We start from the raw sequence: 18,332 nt of genomic DNA on the forward strand, positions 1-18,332 counted from the left end.
AGCCCGCGGCTTTCAGGCCAGTGCCGGGTAGTCGATGTAGCCGGCTTCGCCGCCGCCATAGAACGTGTTCTTGTCCCATTGGTTCAGCGGCGCACCTTCGCGCAGACGACGCACCAGGTCCGGGTTGGAGATGAAGGGCTTGCCGAAGGCAACGAGGTCATCGCCTTCCTTCAGCGCCTCTTCGGCCAGCGGCTTGTCGTAGCCGTTGTTCACCATCCACGCGGCCTTGCCCCCCGCCTGGCGGTAGGCGGCCTTGAGGGCTTCGTAATCGAAGGGGCGATCGTCGATCTCGCGGGGGCCGCCGGTGGCGCCTTCGATGATGTGGATATAGGCGAGGCCGAGCGGTGCGAGCTGCTTGACCACGTAGTCGAACAGCGGCTGCGGGTTGTCGTCGTGTGCGTCGTTGGCGGGCGTCACCGGCGAGAGGCGGATGCCGACCTTGCCGCCGCCGACCGCATCGACCACGGCGCGCGTCACTTCGAGCAGCAGGCGGGCGCGGTTCTCGATGCCGCCGCCGTAGTCGTCGGTGCGCTTGTTGCTGCCGGTCTTGAGGAACTGGTCGAGCAGGTAGCCGTTGGCACCGTGGATCTCGACGCCGTCGAAGCCCGAGGTCTCGACCGCGTTGCGCGCGGCCACGGCATAGGCGTGCACGATGCCGGGCAGTTCGCTCGCATCGAGCGCGCGGGGCTCGGAGGTTTCCGTGAAGGTGGGAACGCCGTTCTTGATCAGCACCGTCTTGGTCTTCGCCGTGATGGCGGAGGGTGCGACGGGCTTGCCGCCTTCGGGTTGCAGTTCGGTGTGCGAGACGCGGCCCACGTGCCAGAGCTGCACGACGATCTTGCCGCCCTCGGCGTGCACGGCGTCGGTGACGCGCTTCCACGCGTCGAGCTGCTGCGAACCATAGAGACCCGGCACGTCCGCATAGCCCTGGCCCTGATGGCTGATGGCCGTGGCTTCGGTGATGAGCAGGCCCGCGGTGGCGCGCTGCGCGTAGTAGGTGGCCGTGATGTCGCGCGGCACCGCGTTGGGCGAGCGGTTGCGCGTGAGGGGCGCCATGACGATACGGTTGCTCAGCTTCAGGTCGCCGGCCTGGACGGGCTCAAAGAGAGAGGACATTGTTCGAATTGCTGTTGTGGAGAATGAAGTCGAGGGTAATCCCCGTCCTTCAACCGCGCTGTCGCGAGGTTGTCGGTTTGCTGGTAGGCGTTGCCGCAGAATGGCCGCGCAACGCATGACCACCACGACTGCCGCCACCCTCACGCCTGCGCAAGCATTGCGCCTTGCGTTCGCTCTGTCCCTGGGGGCCGCGGTGTCGCTGGGCATCACGCGCTTTTCCTACGGCCTGCTGTTGCCGCCGATGCGCGCGGACCTTGGCTGGAGCTACACGCTCGCAGGCGGCATGAACACTGCGAATGCGGCCGGCTACCTGCTCGGCGCACTGATGACGCCGGCCCTGATGCGGCGCTTCGGTCCTGTTCCGTTGCTGATCGGTGGCGCGGTGTGGGCCAGCCTCTTCATGGTGGCGAGCGGGTTCTTCACCTCGGCGCCGGCGCTGCTGCTGCAGCGGCTCTTCGCCGGCATGGCAAGTGCCTGGGTGTTCGTCGCGGGTGGCTTGCTGGCTGCGCGGCTGGGCGCCTTGCAGCCGTCGCGCTCGGGCTTTCTGCTCGGTCTCTACTACGGCGGCACGGGCCTGGGCATCACGCTGTCGGCGCTGTTGGTGCCGGCGGTGCTGCAGGCCGCGTCGGGCGAGCCGCATGGCTGGGCCTGGGCGTGGTGGGCGCTGGCGCTGGCCAGCTTCACCGCGACGGCGGTGTTGGCCTTGGCGATGCGGGCCTTGCCGATGGAGGCGCGCGCGCATGTGCCCGCCTCTTCGTCCGACGCATCGCCGCGATCGACGCCCGTGCGTCGCTTCGGTTGGGCGCTGGCCGGCTACACGCTCTTCGGTGCCGGCTACATCGGCTACATGACTTTCGTGATCGCGCTGTTGCGCGAGCAAGGGGCGAAGCCGGGCGACATCACGGCCTTCTATGCCTTGCTGGGCGTGGCGTGCGTGGCCTCGTCGCGGCTGTGGGCGGGTCTTCTCGACCGGTTTCGCGGCGGCGGGCCGCAGGCCTTGCTCAACGCCTTGCTGGGCGTGGCGACGATGCTGCCGGTGCTGAGCCCGGCGTGGCCCGTGGCGATGGCTTCGGGCTTGCTGTTCGGCGCGGTGTTCCTGTCGGTGGTGGCGTCGACCACCGCACTCGTGCGCCACAACCTGCCGGCCGCGCAATGGGCGACCGGCATCAGCGCTTTCACGATTGCCTTCGCGCTGGGGCAGATCGTCGGGCCCACGGTGACCGGCTGGATCTCCGACGGAGAAGGCGGTCTGGCCCGTGGCCTGGTCGCCTCCGCGATCACGCTGTGGGCCGGTGCGCTGCTGGCATCGCGCCAGCGGGCGCTGCTTACTTGAGCAGTCCCTCTGCCTTCATGGCCTCCTGCACCGCGGGGCGTGCCGCAACGCGGGCATGCCAGGCATTCAGGTTGGCGAAAGACGCGATGTCGACCCCCGTCGGCTTCGCCCAGTTGGTGACGGTGAACAGGTAGCCGTCAGCGACCGTGAAGTGCTCGCCCATCAGGTAGTCCTTGCCTTCGAGCTGGCCGTCGAGCCATTCGTAGCGGGACTTGAGCTTGGTCTTGAAGGTGGTCTTGGCTTCTTCCGGCATGTTCGGGTTGAACAGCGGCGAGTAGCTCTTGTGGATCTCGGTGCCGATGAAGGTCAGCCACTCCTGCAGGCGGTAGCGCGACATCGTGCCGTTGGCCGGCGCGAGATTCTTGGTAGGGGCCAGGTCGGCGATGTACTGGACGATCGCGGGGCCCTCGCGCAGTCGGGTTCCGTCGTCGAGTTCGAGCAGGGGCACATAGCCGAGCGGGTTGATGCCGTAGTAGTCGGTGCCATCCTGGAGCTTGTGGCTCTTGGTGCTGGCCAGCACGGGTTCGAAGGCGAGGCCGGCTTCACGCATTGCGATGTGAGGGGACAGCGAGCAGGCGCCCGGCGAGTAGTACAGCTTCATGCGAAAAAACTCCAATGAAATGGCGGAAAGCGATTTTGCAAGGGGAGGTCGATGCTAGCGGGTTCGATGCCATCGCGTTTGTCCTACGGCGGCTCGCGCACCGCGACTATGAGCGGCGGCGCAGCGACTTTCTAAGCTAGCGGCGCTGCGGTGGATAGGCCATTGCCAGGAGTTTTTATGTTGAAGTACGCCATTGTTTTCGCGGTGATCTCATTGATTGCCGGCGCCCTTGGCTTTGGCGGCGTTGCCGCGGGCGCGGCCGGCATTGCCAAGGTGCTGTTCGGTCTGTTCTTGATCCTTGCCGTCGTGTTTCTCGTGCTGGCTGCGCTGGGCGTCGGTGCGGCGAAGAAAGCGCTGGACCGATGATGGAACTGTCCCCGATGCGATGGCCGCGCGTGCGGCCCCTGGTCGTTTTGCTCCAGAGCCCTGCGCATCGTGTGATGCGCGTGCTCCACGTGACGCAATCTCAATGGCAACTGCCTGCGCGGCGCGATCGCATGGGCGGTTCGCCGGGCGGGCAGCTCGGCGTGCAGTCCTGACACGCTCAACCCTTATCAACTAGAAGGCTGTGCCGCAGGCGCAGGAGGCTGATGCACTTCTCACACGTCGAAGCGGTGCTCGAATACGAGGTAGCCGCGCCTTCGCACCTGCTGCTCAACATCGAGGCGGCGCGCAGCGGTGCGCAGGCGCTGATCAGCGAGAACCTGGTGATCGAACCGGCCGTGGAGATGCAGGCCTTTTGCGACGAGAGCAGCGGCAATCGCTTCGTCCGCTTCGACGCGCAGCCGGGGCCGCTGAAGATCCGTTACCGAGCCAGCGTGCAGCGTTCGCATGTCGAGGTGCCGACCGATCTGCAAGAGGTGCCGGTGAACGAGGTGCCCAACGAAATCCTTCACTACATGATGCCGACACGTTATTGCGAGTCGGATCTGATGTCGCGCTGCGCGCAGCAGTTGTTTGGCGATCTGCCGCCCGGCATCGGGCGCGTGCAGGCCATCGTCGACTGGATTCACGAGAGCATCACGTACGAACCTGGAAGCAGTGTCTCGACCACGACGGCAAGCGAGGTGTTCGTCGAACGCGCCGGGGTGTGCCGCGATTTCGCGCACCTGGGCATCACCTTCTGTCGCGCGCTGAACATCCCGGCGCGGCTGGTGGTGGGTTATGTCTGGTTCGACGAGCCGCCGCAGGATTTCCATGCGGTGTTCGAGGCCTGGCTCGGCGGGCAGTGGGTCTTGTTCGACGCGACGCGCATGGCGCCCGTCGACCGGCTCGTTCGCGTGGGCACGGGCCGGGATGCCAAGGACGTAGCGTTCTGCACGATCTTCGGCCCGGTCAGCATGACGGGGAAGACCTTGACGGTGCGCGAGCTGCAGGATGAAGGCGTGGCGCCGTCGGCTGAGCCCGAGCCGAGCGGCCTGCTCGTCGGCATCGAAAAGCCAGTGCCCGTGTTGCCACACGACGCGGCGGACAAAGGGCAAGCCTCGGCCCATGTCGTGGCCGTCGCGGAATAGCCGGCACGCCCCAGGCTTGCCCACTTCGTAGTGGCCGCTCACCGCCTGCCGTTTACCTGCGGACCGGCAAAGCCGTTTCCTCGCTCTGAACTGTGGCGGTTTCATGCGTCGCGCGTCTCACGCTAACGCGGCGAGGAGAAAATGCTATCAAATTGATAGCAACAAATCCAAGTGGGATGCCTGACTCAAGACGCCCCACGCGCCCGGGCCGCATGTCCCCAGAAGTCGCACGAAGCCGCTGCGGCGATTAAAATTGGCGCCCCTTTCCGCAGCGCACGCGACAGTGCGCCCACCTCCCATGCTGTACCCCGAAGAATTCGATGTGATCGTCGTCGGCGGCGGTCATGCCGGCACCGAAGCCGCGCTGGCCTCCGCGCGAATGGGCGCTCGCACCTTGCTGCTCACCCACAACATCGAAACCCTGGGGCAGATGAGTTGCAATCCGTCGATCGGTGGCATTGGCAAGGGGCATCTGGTGAAAGAGGTCGACGCGCTGGGTGGCGCGATGGCCATTGCGACGGATGAGGGCGGCATTCAGTTCCGCATCCTCAATTCGAGCAAGGGGCCCGCCGTGCGTGCGACGCGTGCGCAAGCCGACCGTGTGCTCTACAAGGCGGCGATCCGCCGGCGGCTGGAGAACCAGCCGAACCTGTCCTTGTTCCAGCAAGCCGTGGACGATCTGATGATCGAGGGCGACAAGGTGGTCGGCGCCGTCACGCAAGTCGGCATTGCATTCCGCGCGCGCGCGGTGGTGCTGACGGCCGGGACTTTCCTGGACGGTCGCATCCACGTCGGCCTCGACAACTACCAGGCGGGGCGCGCGGGCGATCCGCCGGCGGTCAGCCTCTCGGCGCGGCTGAAGGAGTTGAAGCTGCCGCAAGGACGGCTGAAGACCGGAACGCCGCCGCGCCTCGACGGTCGGACCATCGACTTCTCCAAATGCGTCGAACAGCCTGGCGACGGCATGCCGGGCGGTGCCGGACCGATGCCCGTGTTCAGCTACATGGGCCATGCGGACATGCATCCGCAGCAGATGCCCTGCTGGATCACCAACACCAACGCGCGCACGCACGAGATCATCCGCTCGGGCTTCGACCGCAGCCCCATGTTCACCGGCAAGATCGACGGCATTGGGCCGCGCTACTGCCCGAGCGTGGAAGACAAGATCAATCGCTTTGCCGACAAGGAAAGCCATCAGATCTTTCTGGAGCCCGAAGGGCTGACCACCAACGAGTACTACCCGAACGGCATCTCAACCAGCCTGCCTTTCGACATTCAGTACCAGTTGGTGCGTTCGATGGTCGGCTTGGAGAACGCGCACATCCTGCGTCCGGGTTACGCGATCGAGTACGACTACTTCGATCCTCGTGAACTGAAGAGCAATTTCGAGACGCGCGCCATCCAGGGCTTGTTCTTCGCTGGGCAGATCAACGGCACGACGGGCTATGAGGAAGCCGCCGCCCAAGGGCTCTTTGCAGGGATCAATGCTGCGCTGCAGTGCAGGGGAGAGGCCGCCTGGCTGCCCCGGCGCGACGAAGCCTACTTGGGTGTTCTGGTCGATGACCTGATCACCAAGGGCGTGACCGAGCCCTACCGCATGTTCACCAGTCGGGCCGAGTTCCGCCTGCAACTTCGCGAGGACAACGCGGACATGCGCCTGACCGAAGCCGGCCGCAAGCTGGGGCTGGTGGATGACGCTCGTTGGGACGCCTTCTCGCGGAAGCGCGATGCTGTTTCACGTGAAACACAGCGCCTGGCGTCGATCTGGGTCAACCCGCGGAATTTACCGGCCGCCGAGTCGGAGCGGGTCCTAGGCAAGGCGATCGACCACGAATACAACCTGGGCGATTTGCTGCGTCGGCCCAACGTAAGCTACGAATCGCTGATGTCATTGGATGGCGGCAAATACAGTTCGGGCGAACCCCTGAGCGAAATGGAGATCGAGCAGATCGAGATTGCAGCCAAGTATTCCGGCTACATCAACCGCCAGCACGACGAGGTCGAGAGGGCGGCGCATTTCGAGAATCTCCAGTTGCCGGCCGACCTTGACTACGGTCAGGTCAAGGCACTGAGCTTCGAGGTTCGGCAAAAGCTGACCAAGCACCGTCCGGAAACGCTGGGCATTGCCTCACGGATTTCGGGCGTCACGCCGGCCGCGATCTCGCTGTTGATGATCCACCTGCGCAAGGGCGGTCATCGTGCTTTCGTTCAAGACGCGGCGGTCGAGCCCCAAGCCGCCGAATGAGCCAGGAACAACTGCTGCGCGATGGCGCACAACAACTCGGCATCGAATTGACGGATCGGCAGGGCGAACGGCTCCTGGCCTACGGCGCGCTCATATTGAAATGGAACAAGGTCTACAACCTGACCGCGTTGCGAGACCCGGCGACCGTGTTGACCCACCATTTGCTCGACAGCCTTTCGGTCATCAAGCCACTTCAGCGTGAACGATCGACGGAAGCCAAGCTGCTGGACGTCGGGGCAGGCGCCGGGTTGCCGGGCGTTGTCATCGCGATCCTTCGTGACGACATCGACGTAACGTGCCTGGATGCTGTGGCCAAGAAGACGGCGTTCGTCCAGCAGGTCGCATCTGAACTGGGCCTCCGCAATCTCCGCGGCTTGCATGCCCGGGTCGAATCCTTGACCGGCAGCTATGACGTCATCAGCTCCCGCGCTTTCGCATCGTTGCCGGATTTCATCACTGGCTCGGCCCACCTGCTAGCGTCCGGCGGCATCTGGCTGGCGATGAAGGGCAGGGCGCCCGACGACGAAATTGCCCAGCTTCCAGCCCAAGCGGCAGTGTTTCACGTGGAACAACTGTCGGTTCCAGGCCTCGATGCCGAGCGCTGCATCGTCTGGATGCGAAAACCCACCGCCTGAGCCGCGTCCGCCGCGTCGACCTCGCTTAGACTCGACGCTTCCCATCTGAGGCAATTTTCATGTTCGGCATCGCTGATTACGGCGCGTTCGTCGCGGCCATCGTCCTTTTTCTCGCGATTCCCGGACCGGGCAATCTGGCCCTCATCACCTCCACCAGCAAGGGTGGCATCCGCGGCGGACTGGCCGCCACCATCGGAGTGATTGCCGGCGATCAGGTGTTGATGTGGGCCGCCGTGGCCGGCGTCGCCACGCTGCTGACCGCCTACCCTGCCGCATTCAGCGCCGTGCAGTGGGTCGGTGCCGCCTATCTGGCGTGGCTCGGCTTCAAGATGCTGCGCACCAAGCCGGGCGCTGCGCCAATCCTCGATATCCACGCCGGGCAGTATTTCCGTCAGGCCATGGCGATTACGCTGCTGAACCCGAAGGCCATCGTTTTCTATATGGCCTTCTTCCCGCTGTTCGTCGATCCGGCTCGCCACCAAGGCCTCACGACCTTCGCTTTCATGGCCTTGACGATTGCCGTTCTGACCTTTCTGTACGGCTTGACCGCGACACTGCTGACGCATTTTCTGGCCGAACGCATGCGCGCCAACCCCCGCATCGCGGGCGTTCTCAACAAGCTGGCCGGTGTTTTCCTGATCGCCTTCGGCGTCAGGCTGGCGATCTCCAGGTAAGCATGACAGCTCTCCAAGCCCGTATTCCGCTGTTTGTCCACCGGCAAGGCGCCTGACCCATGGCAAAGATCTTCTGCATTGCGAACCAGAAGGGCGGCGTCGGCAAGACCACGACGACCGTCAATCTCGCGGCTGGACTGGCCAAGGTGGGACAGCGAGTGCTGATGATCGACCTCGATCCGCAGGGCAACGCCACCATGGGTTCGGGCATAGACAAGCGCCAGCTCGAAATGACCGTGTATGACGTGCTCCTCGAATCGGCCTCCGTGGCCGAAACGCGGGTGGCTTCCGAAAAGTGCGGCTACGACGTGCTGGGTGCCAATCGCGAACTGGCCGGCGCCGAGGTCGAAATGGTCGCCCTCGACCGGCGGGAGAAACGCTTGCGGACGGCGCTGGCCGCCGTCGGTGCCGAGTACGACTTCATTCTGATCGACTGCCCGCCGAGCCTGAGCCTGCTCACGCTGAACGGGCTGTGCGCCGCGCACGGCGTGATCGTGCCGATGCAATGCGAGTACTTCGCGCTGGAAGGGTTGACCGACTTGGTCAACACCATCAAGCAGGTGCATGCCAACCTCAACAAGAACCTGCAGATCATCGGCCTGCTGCGCGTGATGTTCGATCCGCGCATCACGCTGCAGCAGCAGGTCAGCGAGCAACTGAAGGCGCACTTCGGCGACAAGGTCTTCGATACCGTGATCCCTCGTAATGTGCGGCTGGCCGAGGCGCCGAGCTACGGGCTTCCGGGCGTGGTCTTCGATCCGGCCGCCAAGGGCAGCCAGGCCTTCGTGGCCTTCGCGCAGGAATTGGTTGAGAAGATGCCTCCCGCGAGCGCGCTGGCGGCGGAGGCGCCGGTGCCAGTTGCACCGGTCGCACCGGTGCCGATGGACCCGGCCACGGTGACTGACCAAGTGCCCGAAAACCCCTGAGGCCGGGATCGACCGCATCCCCTCCCACTTCCGCCAAGATGACCGTCACGAACATCCTGCTGCTGCCCGGTTGGCAGAACAGCGACCCTGCCCATTGGCAAAGCCGCTGGGAGGCGATCTACGGCGACCACCGCGTCGAGCAGCACGACTGGATGCGTCCGCTTCGCGGCGACTGGTCCGCCCGACTCGAAGAAGAAGTGATCGCGGCGCCGGGCCCGATTGCGTTGGTGGCGCACAGCCTCGGCTGCATCCTCGTTGCCGCCTGGGCAGCGCACTCGCGCCATGCCGGCAAGGTGCGCGCCGCACTGTTGGTGGCGCCCGGCGACGTGGAGCGCGACGACCTCTGCCAGATGATCCCCGGCTGGGCGCCCATCGTCCGCCAGCCGCTGCCGTTTCCCTCCTTGATGATCGCTGCCTATGACGACCCCTATTGCGACGCAGCACGCTCCCGGGACATGGCGCGCGACTGGGGCTCTCTCTATAGAGACGCCGGCGCCCGCGGCCACATCAACAGCGAATCCGGCCTGGGCGACTGGCCCGAAGGCCGAGCGCTGCTGAACGACCTACTGAAAGAAGACTGATCTCCATGGCCACCAAAAAACCCAAGGGCCTCGGCCGCGGACTCGAAGCCCTGCTCGGGCCCACCTTCAACGGGCCGGACATCGCGACCGCCGATGACGTCGCACCGCCCAACCCGACGACCCTGAACCTTGACCAGATGGTCCCCGGCGTCTACCAGCCCCGGACCCGCATGGACGAGGGCGCCCTGTACGAACTGGCCGAGAGCATCAAGGCGCAGGGCATCATGCAGCCCATCCTGGTCCGCCGCCTGGACCCGGATACGGCGCGCGCCAAGAACGTCGAGTTCGAAATCATCGCGGGTGAGCGCCGCTTCCGCGCCGCCAGCCTGGCGGGCCTCGAGAGCGTGCCCGTACTGGTGCGCGACGTGCCGAACGAGGCCGCGGCGGCCATGTCGCTGATCGAGAATATCCAGCGCGAAGACCTCAACCCGCTGGAAGAAGCCCAGGGCTTGCAGCGTTTAGTGGCAGAGTTTGGGCTCACTCACGAATCGGCGGCTCAGGCCGTGGGCCGCTCCCGCAGTGCTGCGAGCAACCTGCTGCGGTTGCTGAATCTGGCTGAGCCGGCGCAGGCCATGCTCATGGCCGGCGACATCGACATGGGCCACGCCCGTGCCTTGCTGTCGCTCGACAAGGGCACCCAGATCACCGCCGCGAACCAGATCGCCGCCAAGAAGATGTCAGTGCGGGAAGCGGAGGCGCTGGTCAAGAAGCTGGCGGCCGAATTCAGCCTCACGCCTTCACCCCGCCGCAGCGCCGGTGAGAAATCCCGTGACCTCCTTCGGGTCGAGGAAGAACTGGCCGACCTTCTGGCGGCCGAGGTCGAGGTTCGCATCAAGAAGCGCAGCAAGCGCGGGGGTCGTATCGAGGAGAGCGGCGAGTTGGCCATTCACTTCGGATCGCTCGATGCCCTCAACGGGCTGATCGACCGCATCCGCCAAACGGCATAGCTCGGCGGCAACGGATTCCTGGCTGTCCGGGTGATTGATTCATCCGGTTACTTCGGCCTATTCTCTGGTTTCGTTTTTAACCAGAAAGTATTAAGAGGAATCCGGCCATGGACAACACGAGACTTCCGCTCGCGGCCCTTGCCTTGGGCGCGCTGTGTCTGACCGGTTGCGAAACCACTGACATGCAGATGGGCAGCCAGAGCGCGAAGACCGTTGCGACCGGGAGCGCGGCGGGCAGCGCGTCGGCCAACACCAACGCGGCGCTGGAGAAATGCGCATCGCCGCTCGGCACGGTGTCGCTGGTGGAGAACCAGTCGGCGGGCTGGTACACGATCATCCGCAACGAATACAAGCTGCCGCCGACGGCCAACCTCCTGCGCCTGCTGGTGCAGCAATCGAACTGCTTCGTGGTGGTCGAGCGCAGCGCCGCCGGCATGAATGCCATGTCCCGCGAACGCCAGCTCATGCAGTCCGGAGAGATGCGTCAGGGCAGCAACTTCGGCGCCGGCCAGATGGTGGCCTCCGACTACGCGCTGTCGCCGGAAATCGTCTTCAGCAACCAAAACGCCGGCGGGGTGGGCGGTGCGCTCGGCGGACTGGTGGGCGGCCGATACAGCGGCGTGCTTTCGGCCGTCGGCGGCAGCATGCAAACCAAGGAGGCCAGCGCGATGCTCACGCTGGTCGACAACCGCTCGGGTGTCCAGGTCTCCGCCTCGGAAGGAAGCGCCGCCAAGACCGATTTCGGCGCCTTCGGCTCGGTGTTCGGCGGCAGCGCTGCGGCGGGGCTCGGCGGCTACACCAACACGGCGCAAGGCAAGGTCATCAGCGCCGCCTTCATGGACGCGTTCAACCAGATGGTCGTCTCGCTGCGCAACTACAAGGCGCAGACGGTACAGGGCCAGGGTCTCGGCGGCGGCGGCCGCCTGGGCGTCGACGGCGGGGCGGCCCCCTCGCAAACTTCGGCGCCGGCGACGAATCGCACGAAAAAATAAGGCAGCGCTCAGGGTGCAAAAGCCCGGCGGCTCTTTCGAGCCCCGGGCTTTTTCATGGCCGTAGCCGGGAACTCAGAGACTGAAGATCTTTCCGGGATTCATGATGTTCTTCGGATCGAGCGCGCGCTTGATCGTCCGCATCATGTCGACCGCACCCGTGCCGGCCTCGTTTACCAGGAAGCCCATCTTGTGCAGCCCGACGCCGTGCTCGCCGGTGCAGGTGCCTTCCAGGGCCAGTGCACGCGACACCAGGGCGTGATTGAGTTTCTCGGCTGTTACGCGCTCTTCGGGTGCGTTGGGGTCGAGTAGATAGCCGAAGTGGAAATTGCCGTCGCCCACGTGGCCGACCAGGAAATAGGGGATGCCGCTGGCGTCGGCTTCGGCCACGGATTCGAGCAGGCAGTCTGCCAGGCGCGAGATCGGCACGCAGGTGTCGGTGGAAATCACACGGCAACCGGGGCGCGATTGCACGGCCGCGAAGTAGCTGTTGTGCCGTGCGGTCCAGAGGCGGGTGCGTTCCTCCGGCGTGCTGGCCCATTCGAAGGCCTTGCCACCATGGCCGCTTGCCAGTTCCTGCACCGTCTCGGCCTGTTCCTTCACGCCGGCCGGCGAGCCGTGGAATTCCATCAGCAGCATCGGCTCTTCGCGAAGGCCGAGCTTGGAATAGGCATTGACCATGCGCACGGTGTTCACGTCGATCAGTTCCACGCGCGCGATCGGCACGCCGAGCTGGATGACCTCGATGGTTGTGCGCACGGCGGCCTCGATGCTCGGGAAGGAGCAGATCGCTGCCGAGACGGCCTCGGGCAGCGGGTAGATGCGCAGGGTGACTTCGGTGATCACGCCCAGCGTGCCTTCGCTGCCGACCAGCAGCCGCGTGAGGTCGTAGCCCGCCGATGACTTCTTGGCGCGCGTGCCGGTGCGGATCACTTCGCCGCTGGCGGTGACCACTTCGAGGGCCAACACGTTCTCGCGCATCGTGCCGTAGCGCACGGCGTTCGTGCCGCTCGCGCGCGTGGCCGCCATGCCGCCGATCGAGGCGTCGGCACCGGGGTCGATCGGGAAGAAGAGGCCGGTGCTCTTGATCTCGTCATTGAGCTGCTTGCGCGTGACGCCGGGCTGCACGGTCACCGTGAGGTCGTCGGCATTGACGGACAGCACGCGGTTCATGCGGCTCACGTCGATGCTGATGCCGCCTTGCACGGCGAGCAGGTGACCTTCGAGCGACGAGCCGACGCCGAAGGGGATGACCGGCACGCTGTAGTCGCTCGCCAGCTTGACCGCATCGGCGACCTCCTGCGTGCTCTCGGCGAAGACCACGGCGGAAGGTGGTGGTGCGTCGAAGGACGATTCGTCGCGGCCGTGCTGCGTGCGCACTGCCAGTGCGGTCGAACAGCGATCGCCGAAGCGGGCCTTCAGGGCGTCGATCAGGGCGTCGGGCACCTCGCGCAGCGCGATCTCGGGCGTGAGATGGGAAAGGGCGGTGGGGGCGTTCATCGAGGCGATCTCCTGAAGGGTCTAACATTCTACGAACCGCACTCTCAAAAGCCACACATGGGCAACCGACTCACACAGATCGCGACGCGCACCGGCGACGACGGCACCACCGGCCTCGGCGACAACACGCGCGTGCCCAAGGACCACCTGCGCGTGCACGCGATGGGCGACGTCGACGAACTCAACTCGAACATCGGCGTCCTGCTGTGCGAGCCGATGCCGGACAGGCTGCGCGAACTGCTGGTCGATGTGCAGCACCAGCTGTTCAACCTGGGCGGTGAGCTGTCGATGCCTGGCTTCACCCTGTTCAAGCCCGACGCGCTGCTGCAACTTGACAATGCGCTCGCCGAACACAACGCGGCATTGCCGCGGCTGGCCGAATTCATTCTTCCCGCGGGCACGCGCGCGGCGTCGCTCGCGCACGTATGCCGCACCGTGGCCCGGCGGGCGGAGCGCGCCGTCGTGGCGCTGGGTGCCGACACAGAAATCAACGACACGCCGCGTCGCTACCTCAATCGCCTGAGCGATCTGCTCTTCGTGCTGGCGCGCGTGCTCAACCGCGTCGACGGCGGCGATGACGTCTACTGGAAGAGCGAACGCATGGCGCGAGCCGCTGCGGACGAGCAGGCTTCCGAAACCTGAGACAAAGGAGAATCCGGCAGATGACCCGAACTGAAAGAACCCGCGCCTTCCTGGCCCCCGCAGCCGCATGGATCATGCTGGGCGCACTGGCGCTTCCCGCCCACGCAGCCACCCACAACACGCACGACAGCAAGGTGCTGGGCGGCATCGAGCGAGGCGCGGATGCCACCGGCCGCGGCATCGAACGCGCCGGCAGTGCGACGAGACGGGGGGTGGATACGACGGCCGAGCGCGCGAGCGCCCCCGTCCGGCGCTGGGGTGAATCGCTGGGCCGCAAGCTCTCGCCTCATGCGGGCGCCAGGCCGTCTGCGCCAGCCGTCGGCCCGCAAGGCAACGCTCCTTGACGTGACACAGGCCGGGCCTCGCCCCGGCTTTACCTTGCTTCACCTCGCGCGTACATGCACCGGGTGAGCGCGATACATGCGCCTTCCACACTGGACTCCTCATCAATGCAGAAGGAGTTCCAGAATGAACAAGTCAAAGAGCATGGCAGTTGCTGCCGCGGCGCTCGCAATGTGCATGGCGGGAAGTGCCTTCGCGCAAGACTCGCGTTTCGATCGCGGACCCGATCGCAACAACGACCGCCATGACCGCCATGACCGCCACGAGCAGCAGTATCCCCGCCAGGGTGGTCCGAACAACGGCCACTACCAGCAGCGCCACCAGGATTTCCGTTCCGGGCCGCAGTACAGCCGCCCGGCCTACCCCAACCCGCACGTCGAATGGCGCAGGGGCGGGCGCGTGCCCAGCGAATACCGCGGTCGCGGCTACGTCGTCAACGATTGGCGCGGCCAGCACCGCCTCTACCAGCCGCCGCGCGGCTACCAGTGGGTCGGAGTGGGCGGCGACTTCGTGCTGGCGGCGGTCGCCACGGGCCTGATCGCACAGATCATCGTCGGCCAGTAGGCCCGAGGAGGGCGTCAGGTGGCGGTGGAGGGCGCCATCTGGGCGCACACGTTGCGCCCGGTGATCGTCAGGCGCAGCCCGCCGCCGTGCCATTCGAGCCAGTTCAGTCTTACGTAGGCATCGATGTCGTCGCCGTCGATCCGGTCGGCCTGGTGTTGCTGCAGGTGTCCGACCGTGGCCGGCAGGGCCTGCCGCAGTCGTTCACGGGCCGCGGCTTCGGCGTCCGCCTTGGAAGAAACGCGCGTCTGAGAATTCGATGCCATGACTGATTCGATCTGATCGCTTAGGAAATCGCACCAATGTACGCTTCCTGCAAAATCCGTCACGGACCTTTTTCTCGTTATCGCGCAGGGCAAACACTGAGGCTTGCCCGAATGGACGGCTACTTGCGCGGCTTCAACAGCTTGCTGACCTCGTCCACGTTGTCCTGAATGCGGCGGCGCACCACGTCGAAGGCCTCGGACTGCGACTTCGCCGCCATTTCCGACAACTCGCGAATGTCGTCGAGCGCCTGCTTGAACGCCGCCTTGCCCATGGCGTCGAGCTTGGCGAGGTTCTCGCGCGGGTCCGTGCCCGCCATGCCCTTGACCGTGCCTTGCCACTCCTCGATCGAGGTCTTGAGCATCTCGGTCTGGCGCTGCACCACGGCCTGCAGTCCCTGATAGGACTTCTCGTTCGCCTGCACCAGTGCCTGCAGGTCCTTGCGTCCGCTCTCGACGATGGAGCCCGCCAGCGGGAGGCTCTGCAGCCGCTCGGCCATGCCCTTCAACGGCTTCACGAAGGCTTCCTGGACTTCTTCCACCGTCGGGATGCCCGCGGGGCCGGTCTTCTTTGCGCCGGTGGTGCTCGATTTGCTGGTTGCCATGGTGCGGGTCTCCGGGTTGATGTTGGGGCTGCCACGATACGCCCACACGGTGCCTGGATGGAAGTCCTTCGCGCTAGAACTTGATATTTCGCACGCATGTGCTAAATTCCGCCACATGGACGCCAAGACCCAGAAGAGCGAACTGACCCGTGCCGCGATCGTCGGCGCGGCGATGGACGTTGCCTCGGCCGAAGGGCTGGAGGCGATCACGCTCCAGGCGGTTGCCAGTCGCCTGGGCCTGTCCAAGAGCGGCGTCTTCTCCCGGGTCGGCTCGCGCGAAGCCCTGCAGAAGGCGGTCATCGAGGAATACGGCCGCCGCTTTCTGGCGGATGTATTCGTCCCTGCCATGCAGAAGCCCAAAGGCGTGGCGCGCCTGAACGACATCGTCGAGCGCTGGCTCGCCCGCATGCGCGACATCGAGATCGAATCCGGCTGCATCTACACCGCCGGCGCCTTCGAACTCGACGACCGCGAGGGTGAGCTGCGCGACCATCTCCTGGCCGAGGTGACGCGCTGGCGCGCGGCGCTGCGGCGTACCGTGACGCAGGCCACCGAGACCGGCGAGCTGAAGGCCGACACCGACCCGGCGCAACTGGTCAGCGAAATCAATGGGTTGGTGATCGGGTTGCTGCACGACGCGCGATTCCTGCGCGATCCGCGGGCTGCCGACCGGGCCATGCTGACCTGGCAGCGGCTCCTCGCCAGCTACCGGGCCTGAGGCTGCCATGCCTGCTTCAACTTCAGCCTTCTTTTCGTCCGACTTTCGCACGAGCGTGCGATAAATTCATTTCCGAAGGAACCCCCATGACCACCGCCACGTCCTCCGCGCCGTCCGCCGCCGCATCCAACTACTACGGTGCGAGCCCCTTGATCCGCACTCTGCGGTTGGGGCTCGCCGCTTCGGAACGCATCTGGCCCACCCTCGGGGTGCGTGCGGCCTACCGGGTGTTCGGCACGCCCCTGCCGCCGAAATGGCTGAACCGCAGCCAGGGTCCCGACAACCATTGGCGCCGTGAAGACTGGTCGTACGAGCACGCCAGCATCGGCGTCTACACGCCCGTCGTCGTTCCCATGGATGCGCCGCAGGTGCTCCTCGTGCACGGCTGGGGCGGTCACGCCGGGCAGTTGTTGCCGCTCGCGAAGGCGGTTGCGGCCTCGGGTTTCACGCCAGTACTGGTCGAGATGCCCGCGCACGGCCGCAGTGCCGGGTCGGTGAGCAACCTGCCGCAGTTTGCGCGTGCGATCGACTACGTCGCCGCGCGGCTGATCCAGAAGGGCGAAACGATCAAGGCCGTGGTGGCGCACTCATTGGGCGCGAATGCGCTGGCCTACGCGGCCAGCCGGGGCTTGCCCGTCGAGCGCCTGGTGCTGATGGCGCCCCCAGCCTCGCCACATGAATTCACGCGCTACTTCGCGCAGGTGTTCGGCCTCAGCGAGCGCACGCGGGCGGCGATGCAGCGGCTGATCGAGGCGCGCGAGGCGATCCTGATGCCGCTGCTGGAGCCGGCCGCCGTGGGTCCGCGAATCGCGCAGCGGACCCTGGTGGTGCACGACCGGGAGGACCGGGTCAACCGGTTCGAGGACGGCGTGGCATACCGCGACGCCATTCCCGGTGCGCGGCTCGTCGCCACGCAGGGCCTGGGACACCGGCGCATCCTGAAGGAAGCGGCGGTGCTCCAGGCGGTGGCCGCGTTCATCACGCAGCCCTGAACCCCCGCAAAGCGACGCTCAGCGCGCCGCGAACGCCGCGTTTTCGGGCAACTCGATCTTGACTTCCAGCACCTCGAGATCGTCCTGCTTCTCGAGGTGGACCTTGATGTCCTCGGCCTTGATCGACACGTACTTCGAAATGACCGCGATCAGCTCACGCTGCAGCTCCGGCAGGTAGTCCGGCCGCTTGCCGCCGAGGCTGCTGCGTTCGTGGGCGAGGATGATCTGCAGCCGCTCCTTGGCGACACTGGCCGTTTTCTTCTTTTCACCCAGCAGAAAGGAAAAGAGGGACATGGGGCTACCTCGTTCCGAAAAGTCGTTTGAAGAAGCCCTGCTTCTCGGCGTCGACGAAGCGCATTGGCTTCTCTTCGCCGAGGAAGCGCGCCACCACGTCGCTGTAGGCCTGCGCCACGTCGGTGTCCTTGTCGTGGATGGCCGGCACGCCCTGGTTGGAGGCCTGCAGCACGCTCTCGGACTCGGGGATGACGCCGATCAGCTTGATGCGCAGGATGTCCTGGATGTCTTCCAGCGACAGCATCTGCCCGCCCGCGACGCGGTTGGGGTTGTAGCGCGTGATCAGCAGGTGTTCCTTGATCGGATCGCCGCCTTCCTTGGCGCGCTTGGTCTTGGAGCTGAGCATGCCCAGGATGCGGTCCGAGTCGCGCACCGACGACACCTCGGGATTGGTCACGATCAGCGCCTCGTCGGCGAAGTGCATCGCCATCAGCGCGCCGGTCTCGATGCCGGCCGGGGAGTCGCACACGATGAAGTCGAAGCCCTGGTCGGCGAGTTCCTTGAGGATCTTCTCGACGCCTTCCTGCGTCAGCGCGTCCTTGTCGCGCGTCTGCGAGGCGGCCAGCACGAACAGGTTGTCGCACTGCTTGTCCTTGATGAGCGCCTGGCTCAGGTTGGCCTCGCCCTGGATCACGTTGATGAGGTCGTACACCACGCGCCGCTCGCAGCCCATGATCAGGTCCAGGTTGCGCAGGCCGACGTCGAAATCGATCACGGCCGTCTTCTTGCCCGCGAGGGCGAGCCCCGATGCAAAGCTCGCGCTCGTGGTCGTCTTGCCGACGCCGCCTTTGCCCGAGGTCACCACCACAATTTTGGCCATTGCCATTCCTTCTTACGTTCGTTTCAGTTGTTCA

At 65.6% G+C, this 18,332-nt stretch carries 23 protein-coding genes; 16 read left to right on the forward strand and 7 right to left on the reverse strand.

From position 1 onward, the window contains the following. Nucleotides 1-12: 12 nt before the first annotated feature. Nucleotides 13-1,116 (reverse strand): alkene reductase, encoded by a 1,104-nt coding sequence (locus QTI04_RS27700; RefSeq protein WP_286600502.1) that lies wholly within the window; start codon nucleotides 1,114-1,116, stop codon nucleotides 13-15. 115 nt (nucleotides 1,117-1,231) lie between these two features. On the opposite strand from QTI04_RS27700, the gene QTI04_RS27705 reads away from it, so the two are divergent. Continuing rightward, nucleotides 1,232-2,449 (forward strand): YbfB/YjiJ family MFS transporter, encoded by a 1,218-nt coding sequence (locus QTI04_RS27705; protein WP_286618385.1) that lies wholly within the window; start codon nucleotides 1,232-1,234, stop codon nucleotides 2,447-2,449. Here the strand turns inward: QTI04_RS27705 and gstA are convergent. Next, nucleotides 2,442-3,050 (reverse strand): glutathione transferase GstA, encoded by a 609-nt coding sequence (gstA, locus tag QTI04_RS27710; RefSeq protein WP_286618386.1) that lies wholly within the window; start codon nucleotides 3,048-3,050, stop codon nucleotides 2,442-2,444. The two genes, QTI04_RS27705 and gstA, sit on opposite strands and share 8 nt — an antisense overlap. 177 nt (nucleotides 3,051-3,227) lie before the next feature. Here gstA and QTI04_RS27715 point away from each other — a divergent pair, with 177 nt between their 5' ends. The 10 genes from QTI04_RS27715 (at nucleotide 3,228) to QTI04_RS27760 (ending at nucleotide 11,564) form a co-directional block, all read left to right on the forward strand. Then, nucleotides 3,228-3,416 carry a DUF1328 family protein gene (locus QTI04_RS27715; RefSeq protein ID WP_286600508.1) on the forward strand — a complete coding sequence of 63 codons (189 nt, stop codon included), beginning with the start codon at nucleotides 3,228-3,230 and terminating at the stop codon, nucleotides 3,414-3,416. Next, nucleotides 3,413-3,589 (forward strand): hypothetical protein, encoded by a 177-nt coding sequence (locus QTI04_RS27720; protein WP_286618388.1) that lies wholly within the window; start codon nucleotides 3,413-3,415, stop codon nucleotides 3,587-3,589. Before QTI04_RS27715 ends, QTI04_RS27720 begins: the two co-directional genes overlap by 4 nt. 51 nt (nucleotides 3,590-3,640) lie before the next feature. Continuing rightward, nucleotides 3,641-4,564 (forward strand): transglutaminase family protein, encoded by a 924-nt coding sequence (locus tag QTI04_RS27725; protein WP_286618389.1) that lies wholly within the window; start codon nucleotides 3,641-3,643, stop codon nucleotides 4,562-4,564. Nucleotides 4,565-4,862: 298 nt separating this feature from the next. Further along, entirely contained in the window at nucleotides 4,863-6,809 is a 1,947-nt protein-coding gene (mnmG, locus tag QTI04_RS27730; protein WP_286618391.1) for a tRNA uridine-5-carboxymethylaminomethyl(34) synthesis enzyme MnmG, read from the forward strand. Continuing rightward, complete coding sequence (gene rsmG, locus QTI04_RS27735) at nucleotides 6,806-7,444, forward strand: 16S rRNA (guanine(527)-N(7))-methyltransferase RsmG (RefSeq protein WP_286618393.1); 639 nt, start codon at nucleotides 6,806-6,808, stop codon at nucleotides 7,442-7,444. Before mnmG ends, rsmG begins: the two co-directional genes overlap by 4 nt. Before the next feature lie 59 nt (nucleotides 7,445-7,503). Then, the gene (locus tag QTI04_RS27740) at nucleotides 7,504-8,118 is read left to right on the forward strand and encodes a LysE family transporter (RefSeq protein WP_286618395.1); all 615 of its coding nucleotides are present in this window, start codon (nucleotides 7,504-7,506) and stop codon (nucleotides 8,116-8,118) included. Between the two features lie 59 nt (nucleotides 8,119-8,177). Further along, nucleotides 8,178-9,044, forward strand: coding sequence for a ParA family protein (locus QTI04_RS27745; RefSeq protein ID WP_286618396.1), 867 nt, complete (start codon nucleotides 8,178-8,180; stop codon nucleotides 9,042-9,044). Nucleotides 9,045-9,082: 38 nt separating this feature from the next. After that, a complete protein-coding gene (locus QTI04_RS27750) occupies nucleotides 9,083-9,625 on the forward strand; it encodes an alpha/beta hydrolase (RefSeq protein WP_286618397.1) in 543 nt (180 codons plus the stop codon). Nucleotides 9,626-9,630: 5 nt separating this feature from the next. Next, nucleotides 9,631-10,572 (forward strand): ParB/RepB/Spo0J family partition protein, encoded by a 942-nt coding sequence (locus tag QTI04_RS27755; RefSeq protein WP_286618398.1) that lies wholly within the window; start codon nucleotides 9,631-9,633, stop codon nucleotides 10,570-10,572. A gap of 107 nt (nucleotides 10,573-10,679) precedes the next feature. Continuing rightward, a complete protein-coding gene (locus QTI04_RS27760; protein ID WP_286600519.1) occupies nucleotides 10,680-11,564 on the forward strand; it encodes a CsgG/HfaB family protein in 885 nt (294 codons plus the stop codon). A gap of 72 nt (nucleotides 11,565-11,636) precedes the next feature. Here QTI04_RS27760 and QTI04_RS27765 read toward each other — a convergent pair whose 3' ends face one another. Next, nucleotides 11,637-13,061, reverse strand: coding sequence for an FAD-binding oxidoreductase (locus QTI04_RS27765; RefSeq protein ID WP_286600521.1), 1,425 nt, complete (start codon nucleotides 13,059-13,061; stop codon nucleotides 11,637-11,639). Between the two features lie 57 nt (nucleotides 13,062-13,118). Between QTI04_RS27765 and QTI04_RS27770 the strand changes: the two genes are divergently transcribed. The 3 genes from QTI04_RS27770 (at nucleotide 13,119) to QTI04_RS27780 (ending at nucleotide 14,609) form a co-directional block, all read left to right on the forward strand. Continuing rightward, nucleotides 13,119-13,703, forward strand: coding sequence for a cob(I)yrinic acid a,c-diamide adenosyltransferase (locus QTI04_RS27770; RefSeq protein WP_286618400.1), 585 nt, complete (start codon nucleotides 13,119-13,121; stop codon nucleotides 13,701-13,703). Between the two features lie 20 nt (nucleotides 13,704-13,723). Then, nucleotides 13,724-14,047, forward strand: a complete 324-nt coding sequence (locus QTI04_RS27775) for a hypothetical protein (RefSeq protein WP_286600523.1) — start codon at nucleotides 13,724-13,726, stop codon at nucleotides 14,045-14,047. 124 nt (nucleotides 14,048-14,171) lie between these two features. Further along, nucleotides 14,172-14,609, forward strand: a complete 438-nt coding sequence (locus QTI04_RS27780) for an RcnB family protein (RefSeq protein ID WP_286618402.1) — start codon at nucleotides 14,172-14,174, stop codon at nucleotides 14,607-14,609. 14 nt (nucleotides 14,610-14,623) lie between these two features. Here the strand turns inward: QTI04_RS27780 and QTI04_RS27785 are convergent, their stop codons facing one another. Then, nucleotides 14,624-14,872: a hypothetical protein gene (locus QTI04_RS27785; RefSeq protein WP_286600526.1), complete on the reverse strand. Its 249-nt coding sequence runs from the start codon at nucleotides 14,870-14,872 to the stop codon at nucleotides 14,624-14,626. A gap of 119 nt (nucleotides 14,873-14,991) precedes the next feature. Further along, nucleotides 14,992-15,474: a TIGR01841 family phasin gene (phaP, locus tag QTI04_RS27790; RefSeq protein WP_286600528.1), complete on the reverse strand. Its 483-nt coding sequence runs from the start codon at nucleotides 15,472-15,474 to the stop codon at nucleotides 14,992-14,994. 115 nt (nucleotides 15,475-15,589) lie between these two features. Here phaP and QTI04_RS27795 point away from each other — a divergent pair, with 115 nt between their 5' ends. Both QTI04_RS27795 and QTI04_RS27800 read left to right on the forward strand, forming a co-directional pair. After that, entirely contained in the window at nucleotides 15,590-16,192 is a 603-nt protein-coding gene (locus QTI04_RS27795) for a TetR/AcrR family transcriptional regulator (RefSeq protein WP_286600800.1), read from the forward strand. 86 nt (nucleotides 16,193-16,278) lie between these two features. Next, entirely contained in the window at nucleotides 16,279-17,184 is a 906-nt protein-coding gene (locus tag QTI04_RS27800; protein ID WP_286618403.1) for an alpha/beta fold hydrolase, read from the forward strand. An 18-nt stretch (nucleotides 17,185-17,202) separates the two neighbouring features. Here the strand turns inward: QTI04_RS27800 and minE are convergent, their stop codons facing one another. Both minE and minD read right to left on the reverse strand, forming a co-directional pair. Further along, nucleotides 17,203-17,478, reverse strand: a complete 276-nt coding sequence (gene minE / locus QTI04_RS27805; RefSeq protein WP_286600530.1) for a cell division topological specificity factor MinE — start codon at nucleotides 17,476-17,478, stop codon at nucleotides 17,203-17,205. 4 nt (nucleotides 17,479-17,482) lie between these two features. After that, complete coding sequence (gene minD, locus QTI04_RS27810) at nucleotides 17,483-18,298, reverse strand: septum site-determining protein MinD (RefSeq protein WP_286600531.1); 816 nt, start codon at nucleotides 18,296-18,298, stop codon at nucleotides 17,483-17,485. Between the last annotated feature and the right edge of the window lie 34 nt (nucleotides 18,299-18,332).

It is taken from the genome of Variovorax sp. J22R115 (genome assembly GCF_030317005.1).
Classification (GTDB): Bacteria; Pseudomonadota; Gammaproteobacteria; order Burkholderiales; family Burkholderiaceae_C; genus Variovorax.

Bases quoted from the DNA above. Each gene is read 5' to 3' on its own strand.
- mnmG (WP_286618391.1), top strand. From the start codon at position 4,863: ATGCTGTACCCCGAAGAATTCGATGTGATCGTCGTCGGCGGCGGTCAT.
- QTI04_RS27750 (WP_286618397.1), top strand. From the start codon at position 9,083: ATGACCGTCACGAACATCCTGCTGCTGCCCGGTTGGCAGAACAGCGAC.
- QTI04_RS27720 (WP_286618388.1), top strand. From the start codon at position 3,413: ATGATGGAACTGTCCCCGATGCGATGGCCGCGCGTGCGGCCCCTGGTC.
- gstA (WP_286618386.1), bottom strand. From the start codon at position 3,050: ATGAAGCTGTACTACTCGCCGGGCGCCTGCTCGCTGTCCCCTCACATC.
- minE (WP_286600530.1), bottom strand. From the start codon at position 17,478: ATGTCCCTCTTTTCCTTTCTGCTGGGTGAAAAGAAGAAAACGGCCAGT.
- QTI04_RS27800 (WP_286618403.1), top strand. From the start codon at position 16,279: ATGACCACCGCCACGTCCTCCGCGCCGTCCGCCGCCGCATCCAACTAC.
- QTI04_RS27765 (WP_286600521.1), bottom strand. From the start codon at position 13,061: ATGAACGCCCCCACCGCCCTTTCCCATCTCACGCCCGAGATCGCGCTG.
- QTI04_RS27755 (WP_286618398.1), top strand. From the start codon at position 9,631: ATGGCCACCAAAAAACCCAAGGGCCTCGGCCGCGGACTCGAAGCCCTG.
- QTI04_RS27785 (WP_286600526.1), bottom strand. From the start codon at position 14,872: ATGGCATCGAATTCTCAGACGCGCGTTTCTTCCAAGGCGGACGCCGAA.
- QTI04_RS27700 (WP_286600502.1), bottom strand. From the start codon at position 1,116: ATGTCCTCTCTCTTTGAGCCCGTCCAGGCCGGCGACCTGAAGCTGAGC.
- QTI04_RS27715 (WP_286600508.1), top strand. From the start codon at position 3,228: ATGTTGAAGTACGCCATTGTTTTCGCGGTGATCTCATTGATTGCCGGC.
- QTI04_RS27770 (WP_286618400.1), top strand. From the start codon at position 13,119: ATGGGCAACCGACTCACACAGATCGCGACGCGCACCGGCGACGACGGC.
- QTI04_RS27795 (WP_286600800.1), top strand. From the start codon at position 15,590: ATGGACGCCAAGACCCAGAAGAGCGAACTGACCCGTGCCGCGATCGTC.
- QTI04_RS27775 (WP_286600523.1), top strand. From the start codon at position 13,724: ATGACCCGAACTGAAAGAACCCGCGCCTTCCTGGCCCCCGCAGCCGCA.
- QTI04_RS27725 (WP_286618389.1), top strand. From the start codon at position 3,641: ATGCACTTCTCACACGTCGAAGCGGTGCTCGAATACGAGGTAGCCGCG.
- phaP (WP_286600528.1), bottom strand. From the start codon at position 15,474: ATGGCAACCAGCAAATCGAGCACCACCGGCGCAAAGAAGACCGGCCCC.
- QTI04_RS27760 (WP_286600519.1), top strand. From the start codon at position 10,680: ATGGACAACACGAGACTTCCGCTCGCGGCCCTTGCCTTGGGCGCGCTG.
- QTI04_RS27705 (WP_286618385.1), top strand. From the start codon at position 1,232: ATGACCACCACGACTGCCGCCACCCTCACGCCTGCGCAAGCATTGCGC.
- QTI04_RS27780 (WP_286618402.1), top strand. From the start codon at position 14,172: ATGAACAAGTCAAAGAGCATGGCAGTTGCTGCCGCGGCGCTCGCAATG.
- QTI04_RS27740 (WP_286618395.1), top strand. From the start codon at position 7,504: ATGTTCGGCATCGCTGATTACGGCGCGTTCGTCGCGGCCATCGTCCTT.
- QTI04_RS27745 (WP_286618396.1), top strand. From the start codon at position 8,178: ATGGCAAAGATCTTCTGCATTGCGAACCAGAAGGGCGGCGTCGGCAAG.
- minD (WP_286600531.1), bottom strand. From the start codon at position 18,298: ATGGCCAAAATTGTGGTGGTGACCTCGGGCAAAGGCGGCGTCGGCAAG.
- rsmG (WP_286618393.1), top strand. From the start codon at position 6,806: ATGAGCCAGGAACAACTGCTGCGCGATGGCGCACAACAACTCGGCATC.